The following is a 14,836-nucleotide window of genomic DNA, read 5'->3' as shown; positions in this document are numbered from 1 at the left end:
GTCCCCCGATTCCGGTCACGTGTGTCGTTTTACCCGCTTTTGATATACAAGCAAGGGAGCTAGTTAATTTCTGTTTACTTCATTTCAAAGCGTGACGCTTTCGCCACTACAGCTTTGAAACATCGTAAATAAATCGTAATTTTCCCTCGTCCCGCAATCAGCCGATCAGAGCACTAATATCGTTCCACGTGGCAAAAACCATCAGGCTCAGAACCATGGCCAGTCCGATGCGAAACGCAACTTCCTGTGCCGACGATCCCAATGGCTTTCCCCTCACTGCTTCAATCGCATAGAACATCAGATGGCCGCCATCAAGTACCGGAACCGGCATCAGGTTGAGTAATCCGATCGAAACCGACAATACGGCGGCCAGCTGAAGCAAAGCTGCAACGCCCAGCGTCGCCATCTGGCCGGATGCCTGCGCGACACGGATCGGGCCGCCGAGCTGGTCGGGCTTCATGTAACCGGACACCAGATTGCCAATATATTTGAAGGTACCGGTGACGATGTGCCAGGTCTGCAGCGTTCCCTCATGCAGCGCTTCAAGCGGCGTGTAGGTCTGCTGGCGGAAGTGTCCGACGTCCTGGTTGGTGACGATGCCGATCAGGCCGATCTCGATCTTGTTGCCGAACTGGTCGGTCATTTCGGTGCGTTCAGGCACCATCGGCACATCGATCTTCTCGCCGTTGCGTTCGATCGTGACGACTATCTTCTGCATCGGGCGGATGCTGACGTAGCGGCGCACGTCGTCGAAAGTCTGCACCTTGGAGCCGTCGATCGCGATCAGGAGATCACCCGGCACGACGCCGGCCGTGGCAGCAACGCTACCCGGCTTGACTTCCGCGACGACGGGATCGGCGACCGAGCGGCCGTAGATCGAAAACAGGACGGTGAAGATGGCAATCGCCAGGATGAAATTGGCGATCGGTCCGGCGGCGACGGTTGCCGCGCGCTTCCAGAGCTTGGCACCGGCGAATGACCGCGCGCGCTCCTCGTCCGACATCTGCGCGAGCTTGCCCTCATCCGGCTTGCTCGACGCATCCTCGTCGCCGAAGAAGCGGACATAGCCGCCAAGCGGGATCAGGGAGAGCTTCCAGCGCGTTCCGTGCTTGTCGGTGAAGCCCAAGAGTTCGGGACCGAACCCGACCGAAAACGCCAGAATGCGGATGCCGCTCCAGCGACCGACGAGGTAGTGCCCCATCTCGTGCACGAACACCAAGAGAGAAAGCACGAGCACGAAAGGAACGATATATCCCGTCAGAAACCCAAAAATTTCGGTCAAGCCTGCCATAAAATCCTTCCGTCAGCCTCTCGACATTATCCGCCGAACAAGGCTGCGCCCAGCGACGCCATTTCTCCGCCCTTTATCAGCGAAAAAAGCCCGGCAAGCAAGAACGCCGCAAAACAGGCGAAAATGAGCCCGTCAACCCGGTCCATGACCCCGCCGTGCCCCGGAATGAGACGGCTGGAATCCTTGACGCCGAAGCGGCGCTTGATGAAGGATTCGAAGAGGTCGCCAGACTGGCTGCAGACGGACAGTACGAGAGCCACGAAGGCCGCGAGAGCGATGCCATCGGGAAATGCCGCGTAGGCCACCAGCACACCGGCAATGACCGCGCAGACGGCACCACCGATCGCACCCGACCATGTCTTGCCGGGCGAGATCCTTGGCGCGAGCTTCGGCCCACCAATGGCGCGGCCGATGAAGTAGGCCAGAATGTCGGTTGCCCAGACGACGGCGAAGACGAAGAGCATCGCGTGCAGGCCGGCTGCATCGCTGCCGCGAATATTCGCAAGCGCGATCCCCGTCAGCCCGGCATAGACGATACCCGCCGGGAACCAGCGCGATACGCCGCGGGTGACGACAAAGCCGACAGCGATGGCGAGGAACAACAAGAGAAGGATCAGCGAGTAGCCGACAGTGCCGGATACGACAGCAACGGCGATGGCCGCCTGCCCGATCCAGCCGATCGCATTGGCGACCGGCTGCTCACTCGCAAGACGGGTGATCGTCGACCACTCATAATAGATCAAAAGCCCGATCAGGGCCGCCAACAGGCTGAAAGCGAGCCCGCCATACCACGTCGCGGCAAGCACGATGACGGCGAGGATGATGCCCGAGATGATACGAAGCTGCAGTTCGCGGTGCATCAGGTTCCCACCGCCGCCGCGGTTTCGGCGACCAGGCCACCAAAGCGGCGATTACGCGACGCGAAGGTCTCGAGCGCAGCGTAAAGCGTCTCACGGCTGAAATCCGGCCAGTAATCGGGAATGAAGATGAATTCCGAATAGGCGGCCTGCCAGAGCAGGAAGTTCGACAGGCGCTCTTCGCCGCTGGTGCGGATGATGAGATCGGGATCCGGGATGCCTGCCGTGTCCAGCCGCGCATTGATCAGCGCCGGCGTGATATCCTGCGAGCGCAACCGCCCCTGCTCGACATCGCGTGCAAGGCTTGCCATTGCGCGGGCGATCTCGTCGCGCGAGCCGTAGTTGAAGGCGATGATCAGCGTCAGCGCCGTGTTGGCCTTGGTGGTCTCTTCGGCGTCGATCAGGAGGTCGAGAATGTCGTTCTGCAGGCTGTGGCGATCGCCGATGATCTTCACGCGCACGTTCTGCTTGTGCAGTTCGGCGAGGTCGCGGCGGATGAACGCCTTCAGCAGGCCCAAAAGGTCCGACACCTCGGTTTCCGGACGGCGCCAGTTCTCCGACGAGAAGGCGAAAAGGGTGAGATACTTGACCCCGATGTCGCCCGCTGCGCGCACGGTCTCACGCACGGCGTCAACGCCCTTGCGATGCCCCATGGTGCGCGGCAACCCCCGCTGCTTTGCCCATCGACCGTTGCCATCCATGATGATGGCAACGTGTTCTGGCACAGTCACAAATGTTCTTTCCAACATTTCCCGTCCGGTTTTTACAGTCCAAGGCGCAGGCGCTTTGCGCCTTAGACCTGCATGATTTCCTTTTCCTTCTCGCCAAGCAAGCGGTCGACCTCAGAAATCGTGTCGTCTGTCATTTTCTGCACACGATCCGACTGCGAGCGGCTCAGGTCCTGCCCTATGACACCGTCCTTTTCGGCTTTCTTAAGGCCGTCCATGCCGTCACGGCGAACATGGCGAATCGCAACCTTGCTTTTCTCGGCATAGTCGTGTGCGACCTTGACGAGCGACTTGCGGCGCTCTTCGTTGAGTTCGGGCAGCGGAATACGCAGGTTCTGGCCGTCGACGATCGGGTTGAGGCCGAGATTGGCTTCGCGGATCGCACGATCCACGGCGCCGACCATCGACTTGTCCCAGACCGAAATGCCGAGCATGCGTGGCTCCGGTACGGTCACGTTCGCGACCTGGTTGAGCGGCACACGCGAACCATAGGCTTCGACCGTTACCGGGTCGAGAATGTTCGCCGATGCGCGACCGGTGCGCAGCGATGCGATATCGCTCTTGAACGCGTTGATCGCGCCATCCATGCGGCGCTTGATATCGTTGATGTCGATGCCTTCACTCATAGCAGTGCTCCCGTCTCGGTAGAAGCTGCGGCGCGCTTTGGGCGCCGCCACTCTGTCAGTTGTCGGTAACGATGGTCTTCAGACCGCCGCCCCGGAGGATTTCAGCAAAACCGCCCTTCTCGTGGATCGAGAAGACGATGATCGGAATGGAATTTTCACGTGCCAGCGCGACTGCCGCAACGTCCATGACGGCGAGGCCCTTGTCGAGCACTTCCTTGTGCGTCAGCTGGTCGAAGCGCGTGGCATCGGGCACCTTCTTCGGATCGGCCGAATAGATACCGTCGACCTGTGTGCCCTTGAAGATCGCCTCGGCGCCCATTTCGGCGGCGCGAAGGGCTGCAGCCGAGTCGGTCGTGAAGAACGGGTTGCCCGTACCACCGGCGAAGATCACCACGCGGCCCAGCGAAAGATGATAGAGCGTGGCGCGCTGCGAGAAGCTCTCGCAGATCTCCGGCATGGCGATCGCCGACAACACCACCGTGTCGATGTTGAGCTTGCGCAGCGAGGTCGCCAGCGCCAGCGCGTTGATGACGGTCGCGAGCATGCCCATGTGGTCGCCCGTGACGCGGTCACCGCCCTTGGAAGCGACGGCCACGCCGCGGAAGATGTTGCCGCCGCCGACGACGACGCCGACTTCAACACCCATCTGCCGCGCTTCGGCTATGTCGGCCGCAATGCGGTCGGCCACCGCTACATCGATTCCAAATCCCTGGCTGCCCATGAGGGCTTCGCCGGAAGCCTTGAGTAGAACACGTTTGTAGACAGGCTCTGACGACATCTTGGCTCCTCGTATATTACCGCTGAGTGCCGGATACACGAAGGGCACCGCGTTGTCACGCGATGCCCTTCTGTTTTCACATATATAGGACGATCAGCTCTTGGCGACAGCAGCCACTTCAGCAGCGAAATCGCTCTCTTCCTTCTCGACGCCTTCGCCGAGCAGGAGGCGCGCCATGCCGACGACTTCGATCTTGGCGCCAGCTTCCTTGGCAGCGGCTTCAACCGCAGCACCGACCGTCAGGTCGGGGTTGATGACGAAAGCCTGCGAGAGAAGAGCGACTTCTTCGAAGAACTTGCGCATGCGGCCGTCGACCATCTTTTCGATGATGGCTTCCGGCTTGCCGGATTCGCGAGCCTGCTCGATGAAGACGTTACGTTCGCGTTCTGCAACGGTAGCGTCGACCTCTTCAGCGCGGATCGCGAGCGGGTTGGTCGCAGCGATGTGCATGGCAACCTGGCGACCGATCGAGGTCAGGACAGCCTTGTCGCCTTCCGACTTCAGGGCAACCAGAACGCCGAGCTTGCCGATGCCGTCGCCGGCAGCGTTGTGGATGTAGGTCGCGACAACGCCGTGCTCGACTTCGAGCTTGGCAGAGCGGCGCAGCGTCATGTTTTCGCCGATGGTTGCGATCGCGTCCTTGATGGTGTCGGCGACCGGCTTGCCGGATGCCGGGTAGGTCGCAGCCGAGATGGCTTCAACCGTGCCATCGGTCGTCAGAGCAACGTTGGCGATGCCACGAACCAGATCCTGGAAGGCGTCATTACGGGCAACGAAGTCGGTTTCCGAGTTCAGCTCGACGACAACAGCCTTGTGGCCGGCGCCGGCGATGGCAACGAGGCCTTCAGCAGCAGCGCGACCAGCCTTCTTGTCGGCCTTCGAGATGCCCTTTGCGCGGAGCCAGTCGATCGATGCTTCGATGTCGCCGTTGTTTTCCACCAGCGCCTTCTTGCAGTCCATCATGCCTGCGCCGGACTTCTCGCGCAGTTCCTTCACCAGTGCAGCCGTAATCTCGGTCATAAGCTTCCTCTTGTCGGTTCAAACGGTGGCCCGCGAAGGCGGTGCGGCACCGGATTGAGGCACGAAATGTACCTGTATGTATGACAGCGTGATGAATGACGCGTCATAACGAAACTCAAATGGCGAGAGACTTTTTCCCCTCGCCTGAAATGGTCAAGGCCGCCCAACTTCATGAAAGTCGCGAGCGGCCTTTTCCCAATCTCTGGAAAGCATGGCGGACCATTCGATCCGCCTGCTTCTTTTATCAGGCTTCGGCTTCGCCTTCGAGCGCCGGCTCAGCCGGAGCTTCGATCGATGCACCGAGGTCACGGCCCGACGAGCTCTGCTGACGAGCGATACCGTCGATGGCAGCGCGCGAGATCAGGTCGCAGTAGAGAGCGATGGCGCGCGAAGCGTCGTCGTTGCCGGGGATCGGATAGTCGATCAGATCCGGGTCGCAGTTCGAGTCGATGATCGCGACAACCGGGATGCCGAGGCGCTTGGCCTCGTCGATCGCGATCTTTTCCTTGTTGGTGTCGATGATGAACATCAGGTCCGGCGTGCCGCCCATGTCCTTGATACCACCGAGAGCCTTGTCGAGCTTTTCGCGCTCGCGCTCGAGGTTCAGGCGCTCTTTCTTGTTGTAGCCGGACTGTTCCGAAGACAGGATCTCGTCGAGCTTGCGCAGACGCTGGATCGAGTTCGAAATCGTCTTCCAGTTGGTCATCATGCCACCGAGCCAACGCGAGTTGACGTAGTACTGAGCGGAACGCTTGGCCGAGTCAGCGATGAGCTCGGAAGCCTGGCGCTTGGTGCCAACGAACAGAACGCGGCCGCCACGGGCTACGGTGTCGGAAACAGCCTGCAGAGCGCGCGACAGAAGCGGAACCGTCTGTGCGAGGTCGATGATGTGGATGTTGTTACGATCGCCGAAAATGTACGGCTTCATCTTCGGGTTCCAGCGGTGAGTCTGGTGACCAAAGTGGACGCCTGCTTCAAGCAGCTGGCGCATAGAAAAATCGGGCAATGCCATGCCTTGTTATCCTTTTCCGGTTGAACCTCCGCAAGGCGAACAGCACTCTCTTCGAGAATGCCACCGGGCGGAACCATCCGGATTTCTCCCGGACAATCCCATGCCTTACGTGTGGAATGCGGGGGCCATACCCTCCCCGCCCCGGAAAATCAAGCCTTATCGGCAAAATAACCGCTATGCCCGGTCCCACAGGCACGCGCGAGGCGGCCTTGGACCCCTTGCCGGCTCAATCGGCGTCGCAGGGCCAGCTTGTCGGCGTGGCCATGCCCTGGGGCAGCTTGGTCTTCGAATCGCCGCAGGCGAGCGCCACCTGCGCCTCGTCGAGGCCGGTCGCCTGGGACAGATCCAGTCCGCTTATTCTCGTCAGGAACAGGAAGGCGCGATCGAAAGAGAGCGGGCCGGTAAAGGTGGCGCCGCTGAGGTCAGCGCGCGACAGGTTGGTGAGCGAGAAATTCGCGCCCGTTACGTCCGCGCCCTTGAAGTTCACGCGGCTGAGTTCGGCTTTTTCGAAATTGACGCCCTTCAGCGTTGCGCCACTGAAATTGGCTCGCTGCAACTCCGCGCCCGAGAAATTGGCACCCTCGGCCTTAACGCCCTCGAAGCCGGAGCGATAGGCCTCGACCTTGGAGAAGTTGGCCTTGGTCAGGTCGGAGCCGGTGAACCAGGTGCGCACCAGGGTCGCCTTCTCCAGGTTGGCGGAGGCGAGGTTGCTGTGGCTGAGATTGGTCAGCGTGAAATCGGCATCGGCGAGGTTTCCCTTCTGGAAATCGCCGTCCTGCAGCATCAGGTTCTTCTTGGTGCAGCCACCCCAATCGATGCCCGCCGAAGCGGTCGAACCGCAATCGGCCGCGGAGATCGAACTGGAAAACGCCGCCGCCCCGATGGCGACAGCCAAGGCCATCAAGGCCACGATCGATACTCTAAAGCCTGGCAATATACGCACTCCGCCTGCCGTCAACGCTCACTGTCGAGCGATGTCTAGCACAGAGCGAGTCGCTTTGCATACCGTGTCACGCTAATACGTCCAAATCTTTCAACGCGTGCAATTACTTACAGGCGACGTTTTCGCATCGAGAAGCTCGAGTTTCGACAGCTTGCCGGTGAGCACGAAGTCACCGTAATCCATCGTCAGATCGCGCGTGATGCCATTTTCATAGAGCTTGAACGACATGCGATAGACCGGAAGAGCATCCGTCTTGGTGTTCTCGTTGAAATAGGAGATGGTCACCGGCCAGAAGCTCGTCTTGGAAAAGGCGCCTGCATTGCCGGCATCGGCCTCGACGCTGACAGGTGTCACGGGCTTGCCGACGACAGTTGTCGTCGCCAGCGCCTTGTCACCATCGTCAGAGCCATCGAAGACGCGGGCTTCGAACAGACGGGTGCCCGCCTTGGCGTTCTTGATGACATCCATCATGTGCTCGGTGGGGAAGCGGCTGGCGGCCAGCTGCAGCTCCTTGCTCGATGGCTGCTTCAGATCGACCTTGGTCCCGTCGGCCTGATCCTGGGCCGCGCCGTTGACTTCCTTGTCGAGCTGGTCGTCGGTGAAGGACTTGGTGTCGAAGGTGAACTTGCGGTCCTTCAGGTTCTCGAACGTATTGGTCTGCTGATCGCTGACGCGCACGGCATCGCCGGTGTCAATCTGCGTCACGAAGCGGAACTTCGTGGTGTAGCCGGTGCAATAGTCGCCGTCGAACTCGTAGACCATGCGGCCGGACATGCCCGAAATGCCGGAGCGCTCCGACGCATCCTTCAGTTCCAGATCGTAGATCGCCCGATGCGCGATCAGGCCCGTGGCCATCACGGCGCCGGCAGCGGGTGTCGCCGCATGAGCGGTTGCCGAAACGCCTGCAAGCAACAGCGCGGCAAGACTCGATCGGACCATAGATAATCTCCTGTTGGACTCACCAACGATGTTATAAGAACGCATCCGGCTAAATCGAGGCTCGATCGTGTCACAAAATTGATTCAAGCCCAGATGCATAGTTTTAGAACTATTCACAACAAAAGCGGAGAGAAAAATGTCCGATCAGATCGCAGCACGGCTCAAAGAGATGGGGATATCCCTGCCCCAGGCTGCAGCACCCGCAGCCAACTACGTTTCCTACGTCATCTCGGGCAACGTCCTCCACATTTCCGGCCAGTTGCCGATCGAAGACGGCAAGATCGCCGTCACCGGTCATCTTGGTCGCAATGTCGACGTCGCCACGGGCCAGCGCGCCGCTGAACTCTGCGTCATCAACATCCTGGCGCAGGCAAGTGCCGCACTCGGCGGCGATCTCGGCCGCATCAAGCGCGTCATCAAGCTGAACGGCTTCGTGGCCTCCGTGCCTGAATTCGTCGAACAGCATCTCGTCATCAACGGCGCATCGAACCTGATCGCCAATGTGCTCGGCGATGCCGGCAAGCATGCCCGTGCCGCCGTCGGCATGGCAGCGCTGCCGATGAATGCCGCCGTCGAAATCGATGCCATCATGGAAATCGCGTAATGACCCCTGCAGCATGGCTTAAGGAACGTCCCGTCGCCCACCGCGGCTATCACGACCAGAACAAGGTCGTGTGGGAGAACACGCTTTCCGCCTTCGCGCGCGCGGTCGAGGCCGGCTTTGCGATCGAGTGCGACCTGCACTACGCCTCGGATGGCGTTCCTGTCGTCTTTCACGATGAGAATCTCGAGCGCCTCTGCAACCTCAAGGGCGACGTGCGCGAGCGCACCTCGAAGGAACTCGGCATGCTCTCGGTCGGCGGAACGGCCGACAAGATCCCGACGCTTCGCCAACTTCTCGAACTTGTGAAGGGAAAAGTGCCGCTCGTGATCGAGCTCAAGGGCCGCGAAACCGACGATGAAGGCTTCGTCGAAGCGGTGCTGGAAGAGCTCGAGGGCTATGAAGGCCAGGTGGCGCTGATGAGCTTCGATCATTGGCTCTTGAAGGAACTGAAGGCGCTGAACGCGCCCTACCCGATTGGGCTAACGGCCGGCGGAAACAAGCCGGAGGAGTTCCAAGCCCATGAAAAGGCTATGAAACACGGTCTCGACTTCATTTCCTATTTCTATGCCGACCTGCCCAACCCCTTCATCACCGCAGAGCGAGAGAAGGGCATCGTCGTCATCACCTGGACGGTTCGCGACGAGAAGGCGCGCAAGCATACCTTCGAAAATGCCGACCAGATGACCTTCGAGGGCTTTGACCCGCGCGCGTCCGTTTGACGCTCGCTTTTTCAACAAGCCCTCGCTTTTTCATCAAGATATGCGCAGACTGACAATGCCCCCAAATCATTGAAACGGTCTCGCATTCGCTCCATGACTGATGAACTTTCAATCCGCATAGAGCGGTCGTTCACCGCGATTTCCCCGGAGAGCTGGTCCAAGCTCGCCGGGGCCTCCCGATCAAACACATCGATCGCCTACAATCCCTTCGTCTCGCATGCCTTCCTGTCGTCGCTTGAGGAATCGGGATCGGCAACCGCGGAGACGGGCTGGCTCGGGCATCACATGCTGCTCGAGACGGACGACGGACGCCTCGTCGGCGCCCTGCCCGGCTATCTCAAGAACCACAGCCGCGGCGAATATGTCTTCGACCATGGCTGGGCCGACGCCTTCGAGCGCGCCGGCGGACGCTATTATCCGAAGCTGCAATGCTCCATCCCGTTTACGCCCGCCACCGGCCCGCGCCTGCTGGTCGCCGAGGATTATCCGCGTCTGGCCGTACAGGACGCGATGGCAGAGAGCCTGAAGGAAGTCGTGCGTCGCCTCGGCGTCTCCTCCGCGCACATCACCTTCGTGCCCGACGACGAGATGGCGGTGCTGGAGAGCGAGGAATATCTGCACCGCACCGACCAGCAGTTCCACTTCATCAACGAAGGCTATGCCAACCACGATGAATTCCTGGAAACGCTCGCCTCGCGCAAGCGCAAGGCGCTGCGCAAGGAACGTCGGGCGGCGCTCGAAAACGGCATCAGCATCGATTGGCTGACCGGCAGCGACCTGACCGAGGATATCTGGGACCAGTTCTTCGCCTTCTACATGGATACCGGCAGCCGCAAATGGGGACGACCCTACCTGACGCGGGAATTCTACTCGCTGATCGGCGAGCGCATGCCCGAGGATATCCTGCTTGTGATGGCCAAGCATAATGGCCGCTATGTCGCCGGCGCAATCAACTTCATCGGCTCCGAAACGCTTTACGGCCGGCACTGGGGCTGCATCGAGGATCATCCCTTCCTGCATTTCGAGGTCTGCTATCACCAGGCGATCGATTTCGCGCTCGCCAAGGGGCTGAAGCGGGTGGAAGCCGGCGCGCAGGGAGAGCACAAGCTCGCCCGAGGTTACCTGCCGGTGACAACGCATTCGGCCCACTATGTCGCCCATGCGGGCCTTCGCCAGGCGATCGGCGATTACCTCGCCCGCGAGCGCGATGACGTCGAGCACATGAACGAGATTTTGAGCGAGCACAGCCCGTTCCGTCGCGGCGAGCGACTACAGGAGGATTGACGCCCTCGCCTCAGCCGCGCTACGCGAACACGACACCATCAGGAGAGATAAGATGACGAGCGCGGCCTACGACACCAACAACATCTTCGCCAAGATCCTGCGTGGCGAGATCCCCTCGGTCAAGGTCTACGAGGACGAACATACGCTGGCCTTCATGGATGTGATGCCGCAGGCGCCGGGCCACGTGCTTGTCGTGCCGAAGGCCGCCTCGCGCAACCTTCTTGACGCTGATCCGGCAGCGTTGGCCAAGACCATCCCCGTCGTCCAGACGATCGCCAATGCGGTGAAGGATGCGTTCGACGCCGACGGCGTGTTCGTCTGCCAGTTCAACGAACCGGCCGCCGGCCAGACCGTCTTCCACCTGCACTTCCACGTCATCCCGCGCCACGACGGCATCGCGCTGAAGCCGCATTCCGGCCAGATGGAAGATGGCGCCGTGCTGGCTGCGAATGCGGAGAAGATCAAAGCGGAGCTTTGATCGATGATGAAGCGGTTCGCGTCTTAACCGAACTGCTTTCCGCCTGGCGCAAGGCGACGGCAGCAAGAGCATAGGAAATGGCAAAGACCGCCAGTCCTCCGAAGACGTCCACCAGATTGTGCCCGCCCTGAATGACGATGGCGGGCATCATCGTCGCGTTGAGAACGAGAAAGATCGGGCCGATCCAGCGGATTCGCATCATAAACACCGCAGACATCGCGGCCATGACCGTGTGGAACGAGGGAAAGCCGATGACGCCGAGCACGTTCTTCGGCGAAATATAGGTCGCACCGGTCCGGCCGAGTGCCACCAGTTCAGCACCATACTCCGGTCCAACCGCCAAGGGCACGGCATCGGTCACGGCCTTGGGAAGGCTGTAGATCGACGATGCGCCGAATGACGGGAAGAACGACCAGCAGATGATGGCCAGCAGTGCGCCGACGACACCCGTCAGAAGGAAATGCTGCAGAAGCCGCAGCCGTCCGGAAAATCCCAGAACGAAAATGACGACCAGCAGCTGCGGCAGCGATGTCGCATAGACTGCCTGAAGCGCCATCCCGATGCGCGGATAATGCGATGCCCATTCGACGAAGCGCGGCCAGTCAAAGCCGAAGAGCGCATCGAAACGCGCCAATGCGAGATCGACAGGCTCGCGTGCGATCGGAAACAGCAGATAGTTGAAGATCGATCCGGCGATGGTGAAGAGGATGAAGAGGCCGGCGGCGGTTGCTGTTGCGGCAATCGAAGGGTTGCGCCTGACGTGGCGATAGAATTGCCCGAGTGCCAGCGCTCCAAGGCCGCAGCCAATCATACCGGCATAGCCGACGACATCGATCCCGACGTCCTTCGACCACAGCAAGATGCCGTCAAGCACCGCAAGGGCGGCGATGACAGTGACGATGATGCGTTCGGCGGGCAGAAACACCATGGATCAGGCTCCTAATATCGCCCGATATAGCCGATCGTTTTTAAGATTCGCCTAAGTCAGTGCTGCTCGATGCGCGATATAGACAAGAAAAAGGCGGCCCGGGAGCCGCCTTTTCTATTCGCTTTACTTCTTCGGCACCCTCGGCACCGCGCCCTTCTTCGGCGCGCTCTTGACCTCGGGCTCGGCAACCGCTGCCTTCGACTTCTTGACCGTGGCCTTCTTGGCCTTGGCCTTCGTCTTCAGCTCGCCGTCATCCTCGTCGTCTACCTCGGGGTGCACGACCTCGGCTTCCGGCTTCGGCTTGATCGGCGCGGTGTCCGATACGGCTTCCAGGATGATGCCCGGCTTGCCGTCTTCCTTCGGTCCGACGGTGACGTTGACGACGCCGCCCTTCTTCAGCTTGCCGAAGAGGATCTCGTTGGCCAGCGGCTTCTTGATGACGTCCTGGATGACGCGCGCCAGCGGACGGGCGCCCATCTTTTCGTCGTAGCCCTTCTCGGCCAGCCACGAAATCGCATCCTCGTGCAGGTCGAAGGTGACGTTCCGTTCGGAAAGCTGGGCTTCGAGCTGCATGATGAACTTCTGCACGACCTTGTGGATGACCACCGTCGGCAGCGGTGCGAACGGGATGACCGCGTCGAGACGGTTGCGGAATTCCGGCGTGAAGATGCGGTTCAGCGCTTCCTCGTCCTCGCCCGTCCGCTTGGACGAACCGAAGCCGAAGGCGGCCTTTGCCATTTCCGACGCGCCCGCATTGGTCGTCATGATCAGGATGACGTTGCGGAAGTCGATCTTCTTGCCGTTGTGGTCGGTCAGCGTGCCGTGGTCCATCACCTGCAACAGGATGTTGTAGATGTCGGGATGGGCCTTTTCGATTTCGTCGAGCAGAACCACGCAATGCGGATGCTGGTCGACGCCATCGGTTAAGAGACCGCCCTGGTCGAAGCCGACATAGCCGGGAGGTGCACCGAGCAGACGCGAAACCGTGTGCCGCTCCATGTACTCGGACATGTCGAAGCGCAGAAGCTCGACGCCGAGCGACGAGGCCAGCTGCTTGGCAACTTCCGTCTTGCCGACGCCTGTCGGGCCGGAGAAGACGTAGGAGCCGATCGGCTTGTTCGGTTCACGCAGGCCGGCGCGCGCCAGCTTGATCGAGGTCGAGAGCGCTTCGATCGCGAGGTCCTGGCCATAGACGACCGAACGCAGTTCCTGCTCGAGATTGGCGAGAACGGCTTCGTCGTCCTTCGACACGCTCTTCGGCGGGATGCGGGCCATCGTGGCGATCGTCGCCTCGATTTCCTTCTCGGTGATCAGCTTGCGGCGCTTGGATGGCGGCAGCAGCATCTGGGCCGCACCGGTTTCGTCGATCACGTCGATCGCCTTGTCCGGCAGCTTGCGGTCAGAGATGTAACGCGCCGACAGTTCGACCGCCGTCTTGATGGCGTCGTTCGAGTAGCGCAGGTGGTGGTATTCCTCGAAGTAAGGCTTCAGCCCCTTCATGATCGCGATGGCATCGTCGATGGACGGCTCAGCCACGTCGATCTTCTGGAAGCGGCGCACCAGAGCGCGGTCCTTCTCGAAGAACTGACGATATTCCTTGTAGGTGGTCGAACCGATGCAGCGGATCGCGCCCGAAGACAGAGCCGGCTTCAAGAGGTTCGATGCATCCATCGCGCCGCCAGAGGTGGCGCCGGCGCCGATCACCGTGTGAATTTCGTCGATGAACAGAACGGCGCCCGGATACTCCTCGAGTTCCTTGACGACCTGCTTCAGGCGTTCCTCGAAGTCACCGCGATAGCGGGTGCCGGCGAGCAGCGTGCCCATGTCGAGCGAGAAGATCGTCGCATCGGCCAGCGCTTCGGGAACCTTGCCTTCCATGATCCGCTTGGCCAAGCCTTCGGCAATCGCCGTCTTGCCGACGCCGGGATCGCCGACGTAGAGCGGATTGTTCTTCGAACGGCGGCACAGGATCTGGATGGTGCGGTTGACCTCGGCGTGGCGGCCGATCAGCGGATCGATCTTGCCGGTCTTGGCTTTCTCGTTGAGATTGACGCAATAAGCCTTCAGGGCGTCCTGCTGCTTCTTGGCGCCGCCTTCTTCCTCGGTGCCGCGCGCGGCATTGGGCTTGCTCTCGGCTTCGCCTTCCTCGGCGCCACGCGGCGTGCGGTTTTCCGAAGAGCCGGCGCGCTTGCCAATGCCATGCGAGATGTAGTTGACCGCGTCGTAGCGGGTCATTTCCTGCTCCTGCAGGAAGTATGCAGCGTGGCTTTCGCGCTCGGCGAAGATGGCGACGAGCACGTTTGCGCCAGTCACTTCCTCGCGGCCGGACGACTGCACATGGATCACCGCACGCTGAATAACACGCTGGAAGCCGGAGGTGGGCTTCGAGTCTTCATCGTATCCGGTGATCAGGTTGGAGAGTTCATTGTCGACGTATTCGACGAGCGTCTTCTTCAGCGCGACGAGATCGACGTTGCAGGCACCCATGACGGCTGCCGCATCGGCGTCGTCGATCAGGGCGAGCAGCAGATGCTCGAGCGTCGCATATTCGTGATGCCGCTCGTTGGCAAAGGTCAGTGCCTGATGGAGCGCCTTCTCAAGACTAGGCGAAAATGTTGGCACGTTCAGA

15 protein-coding genes are annotated in these 14,836 nt (G+C 60.6%); 4 read left to right on the top strand and 11 right to left on the bottom strand.

Annotated features, from left to right (window positions below; genetic code table 11):
- Positions 1-157: 157 nt before the first annotated feature.
- The 9 genes from rseP to QTL96_RS00780 all read right to left on the bottom strand — a co-directional run bounded on the left by rseP (position 158) and on the right by QTL96_RS00780 (position 8,194).
- A complete protein-coding gene (rseP, locus tag QTL96_RS00820; protein WP_112945691.1) occupies positions 158-1,291 on the bottom strand; it encodes an RIP metalloprotease RseP in 1,134 nt (377 codons plus the stop codon).
- A gap of 26 nt (positions 1,292-1,317) precedes the next feature.
- Positions 1,318-2,151, bottom strand: a complete 834-nt coding sequence (locus tag QTL96_RS00815; protein WP_289726331.1) for a phosphatidate cytidylyltransferase — start codon at positions 2,149-2,151, stop codon at positions 1,318-1,320.
- The gene (locus QTL96_RS00810; protein WP_026283284.1) at positions 2,151-2,897 is read right to left on the bottom strand and encodes an isoprenyl transferase; all 747 of its coding nucleotides are present in this window, start codon (positions 2,895-2,897) and stop codon (positions 2,151-2,153) included. Before QTL96_RS00810 ends, QTL96_RS00815 begins: the two co-directional genes overlap by 1 nt.
- A 44-nt stretch (positions 2,898-2,941) precedes the next feature.
- Positions 2,942-3,502 (bottom strand): ribosome recycling factor, encoded by a 561-nt coding sequence (frr, locus tag QTL96_RS00805; protein WP_018900007.1) that lies wholly within the window; start codon positions 3,500-3,502, stop codon positions 2,942-2,944.
- A 55-nt stretch (positions 3,503-3,557) separates the two neighbouring features.
- Positions 3,558-4,280: a UMP kinase gene (pyrH, locus tag QTL96_RS00800; RefSeq protein WP_018900008.1), complete on the bottom strand. Its 723-nt coding sequence runs from the start codon at positions 4,278-4,280 to the stop codon at positions 3,558-3,560.
- 93 nt (positions 4,281-4,373) lie between these two features.
- Positions 4,374-5,300, bottom strand: coding sequence for a translation elongation factor Ts (gene tsf / locus QTL96_RS00795; protein WP_111561405.1), 927 nt, complete (start codon positions 5,298-5,300; stop codon positions 4,374-4,376).
- Between the two features lie 244 nt (positions 5,301-5,544).
- Positions 5,545-6,312 carry a 30S ribosomal protein S2 gene (gene rpsB / locus QTL96_RS00790; RefSeq protein WP_112433827.1) on the bottom strand — a complete coding sequence of 256 codons (768 nt, stop codon included), beginning with the start codon at positions 6,310-6,312 and terminating at the stop codon, positions 5,545-5,547.
- A 226-nt stretch (positions 6,313-6,538) separates the two neighbouring features.
- Complete coding sequence (locus QTL96_RS00785; protein WP_289727144.1) at positions 6,539-7,213, bottom strand: pentapeptide repeat-containing protein; 675 nt, start codon at positions 7,211-7,213, stop codon at positions 6,539-6,541.
- A 132-nt stretch (positions 7,214-7,345) separates the two neighbouring features.
- Positions 7,346-8,194, bottom strand: coding sequence for a cell envelope integrity EipB family protein (locus QTL96_RS00780; protein ID WP_289726330.1), 849 nt, complete (start codon positions 8,192-8,194; stop codon positions 7,346-7,348).
- A 136-nt stretch (positions 8,195-8,330) separates the two neighbouring features.
- Between QTL96_RS00780 and QTL96_RS00775 the strand changes: the two genes are divergently transcribed.
- The 4 genes from QTL96_RS00775 to QTL96_RS00760 all read left to right on the top strand — a co-directional run bounded on the left by QTL96_RS00775 (position 8,331) and on the right by QTL96_RS00760 (position 11,279).
- Entirely contained in the window at positions 8,331-8,798 is a 468-nt protein-coding gene (locus tag QTL96_RS00775; RefSeq protein ID WP_112945693.1) for a RidA family protein, read from the top strand.
- Positions 8,798-9,517, top strand: coding sequence for a glycerophosphodiester phosphodiesterase (locus tag QTL96_RS00770; protein WP_289726329.1), 720 nt, complete (start codon positions 8,798-8,800; stop codon positions 9,515-9,517). The genes QTL96_RS00775 and QTL96_RS00770 overlap by 1 nt, the downstream gene beginning before the upstream one ends.
- Positions 9,518-9,610: 93 nt before the next feature.
- Entirely contained in the window at positions 9,611-10,801 is a 1,191-nt protein-coding gene (locus QTL96_RS00765) for a GNAT family N-acetyltransferase (RefSeq protein ID WP_289726328.1), read from the top strand.
- A 52-nt stretch (positions 10,802-10,853) separates the two neighbouring features.
- Positions 10,854-11,279: an HIT family protein gene (locus QTL96_RS00760; RefSeq protein ID WP_289726327.1), complete on the top strand. Its 426-nt coding sequence runs from the start codon at positions 10,854-10,856 to the stop codon at positions 11,277-11,279.
- On the opposite strand, the gene QTL96_RS00755 is transcribed toward QTL96_RS00760, so the two are convergent.
- Entirely contained in the window at positions 11,263-12,207 is a 945-nt protein-coding gene (locus QTL96_RS00755) for a phosphatase PAP2 family protein (RefSeq protein ID WP_289726326.1), read from the bottom strand. The genes QTL96_RS00760 and QTL96_RS00755 overlap by 17 nt on opposite strands.
- A gap of 123 nt (positions 12,208-12,330) precedes the next feature.
- Complete coding sequence (clpA, locus tag QTL96_RS00750; RefSeq protein ID WP_112945698.1) at positions 12,331-14,829, bottom strand: ATP-dependent Clp protease ATP-binding subunit ClpA; 2,499 nt, start codon at positions 14,827-14,829, stop codon at positions 12,331-12,333.
- Positions 14,830-14,836 lie beyond the last annotated feature (7 nt).

It is taken from the genome of Rhizobium sp. S163 (genome assembly GCF_030380805.1).
GTDB lineage: Bacteria > Pseudomonadota > Alphaproteobacteria > Rhizobiales > Rhizobiaceae > Rhizobium.
The sequence above is the reverse complement of the archived record's forward strand: the minus strand, read 5'-3'. Positions and strand labels throughout refer to the sequence as shown.

Excerpts from the sequence above, each read along its gene's own strand:
- rseP (WP_112945691.1), bottom strand. The coding sequence starts at position 1,291 with ATGGCAGGCTTGACCGAAATTTTTGGGTTTCTGACGGGATATATCGTT.
- QTL96_RS00815 (WP_289726331.1), bottom strand. The coding sequence starts at position 2,151 with ATGCACCGCGAACTGCAGCTTCGTATCATCTCGGGCATCATCCTCGCC.
- QTL96_RS00810 (WP_026283284.1), bottom strand. The coding sequence starts at position 2,897 with ATGTTGGAAAGAACATTTGTGACTGTGCCAGAACACGTTGCCATCATC.
- frr (WP_018900007.1), bottom strand. The coding sequence starts at position 3,502 with ATGAGTGAAGGCATCGACATCAACGATATCAAGCGCCGCATGGATGGC.
- pyrH (WP_018900008.1), bottom strand. The coding sequence starts at position 4,280 with ATGTCGTCAGAGCCTGTCTACAAACGTGTTCTACTCAAGGCTTCCGGC.
- tsf (WP_111561405.1), bottom strand. The coding sequence starts at position 5,300 with ATGACCGAGATTACGGCTGCACTGGTGAAGGAACTGCGCGAGAAGTCC.
- rpsB (WP_112433827.1), bottom strand. The coding sequence starts at position 6,312 with ATGGCATTGCCCGATTTTTCTATGCGCCAGCTGCTTGAAGCAGGCGTC.
- QTL96_RS00785 (WP_289727144.1), bottom strand. The coding sequence starts at position 7,213 with ATGGCCTTGGCTGTCGCCATCGGGGCGGCGGCGTTTTCCAGTTCGATC.
- QTL96_RS00780 (WP_289726330.1), bottom strand. The coding sequence starts at position 8,194 with ATGGTCCGATCGAGTCTTGCCGCGCTGTTGCTTGCAGGCGTTTCGGCA.
- QTL96_RS00775 (WP_112945693.1), top strand. The coding sequence starts at position 8,331 with ATGTCCGATCAGATCGCAGCACGGCTCAAAGAGATGGGGATATCCCTG.
- QTL96_RS00770 (WP_289726329.1), top strand. The coding sequence starts at position 8,798 with ATGACCCCTGCAGCATGGCTTAAGGAACGTCCCGTCGCCCACCGCGGC.
- QTL96_RS00765 (WP_289726328.1), top strand. The coding sequence starts at position 9,611 with ATGACTGATGAACTTTCAATCCGCATAGAGCGGTCGTTCACCGCGATT.
- QTL96_RS00760 (WP_289726327.1), top strand. The coding sequence starts at position 10,854 with ATGACGAGCGCGGCCTACGACACCAACAACATCTTCGCCAAGATCCTG.
- QTL96_RS00755 (WP_289726326.1), bottom strand. The coding sequence starts at position 12,207 with ATGGTGTTTCTGCCCGCCGAACGCATCATCGTCACTGTCATCGCCGCC.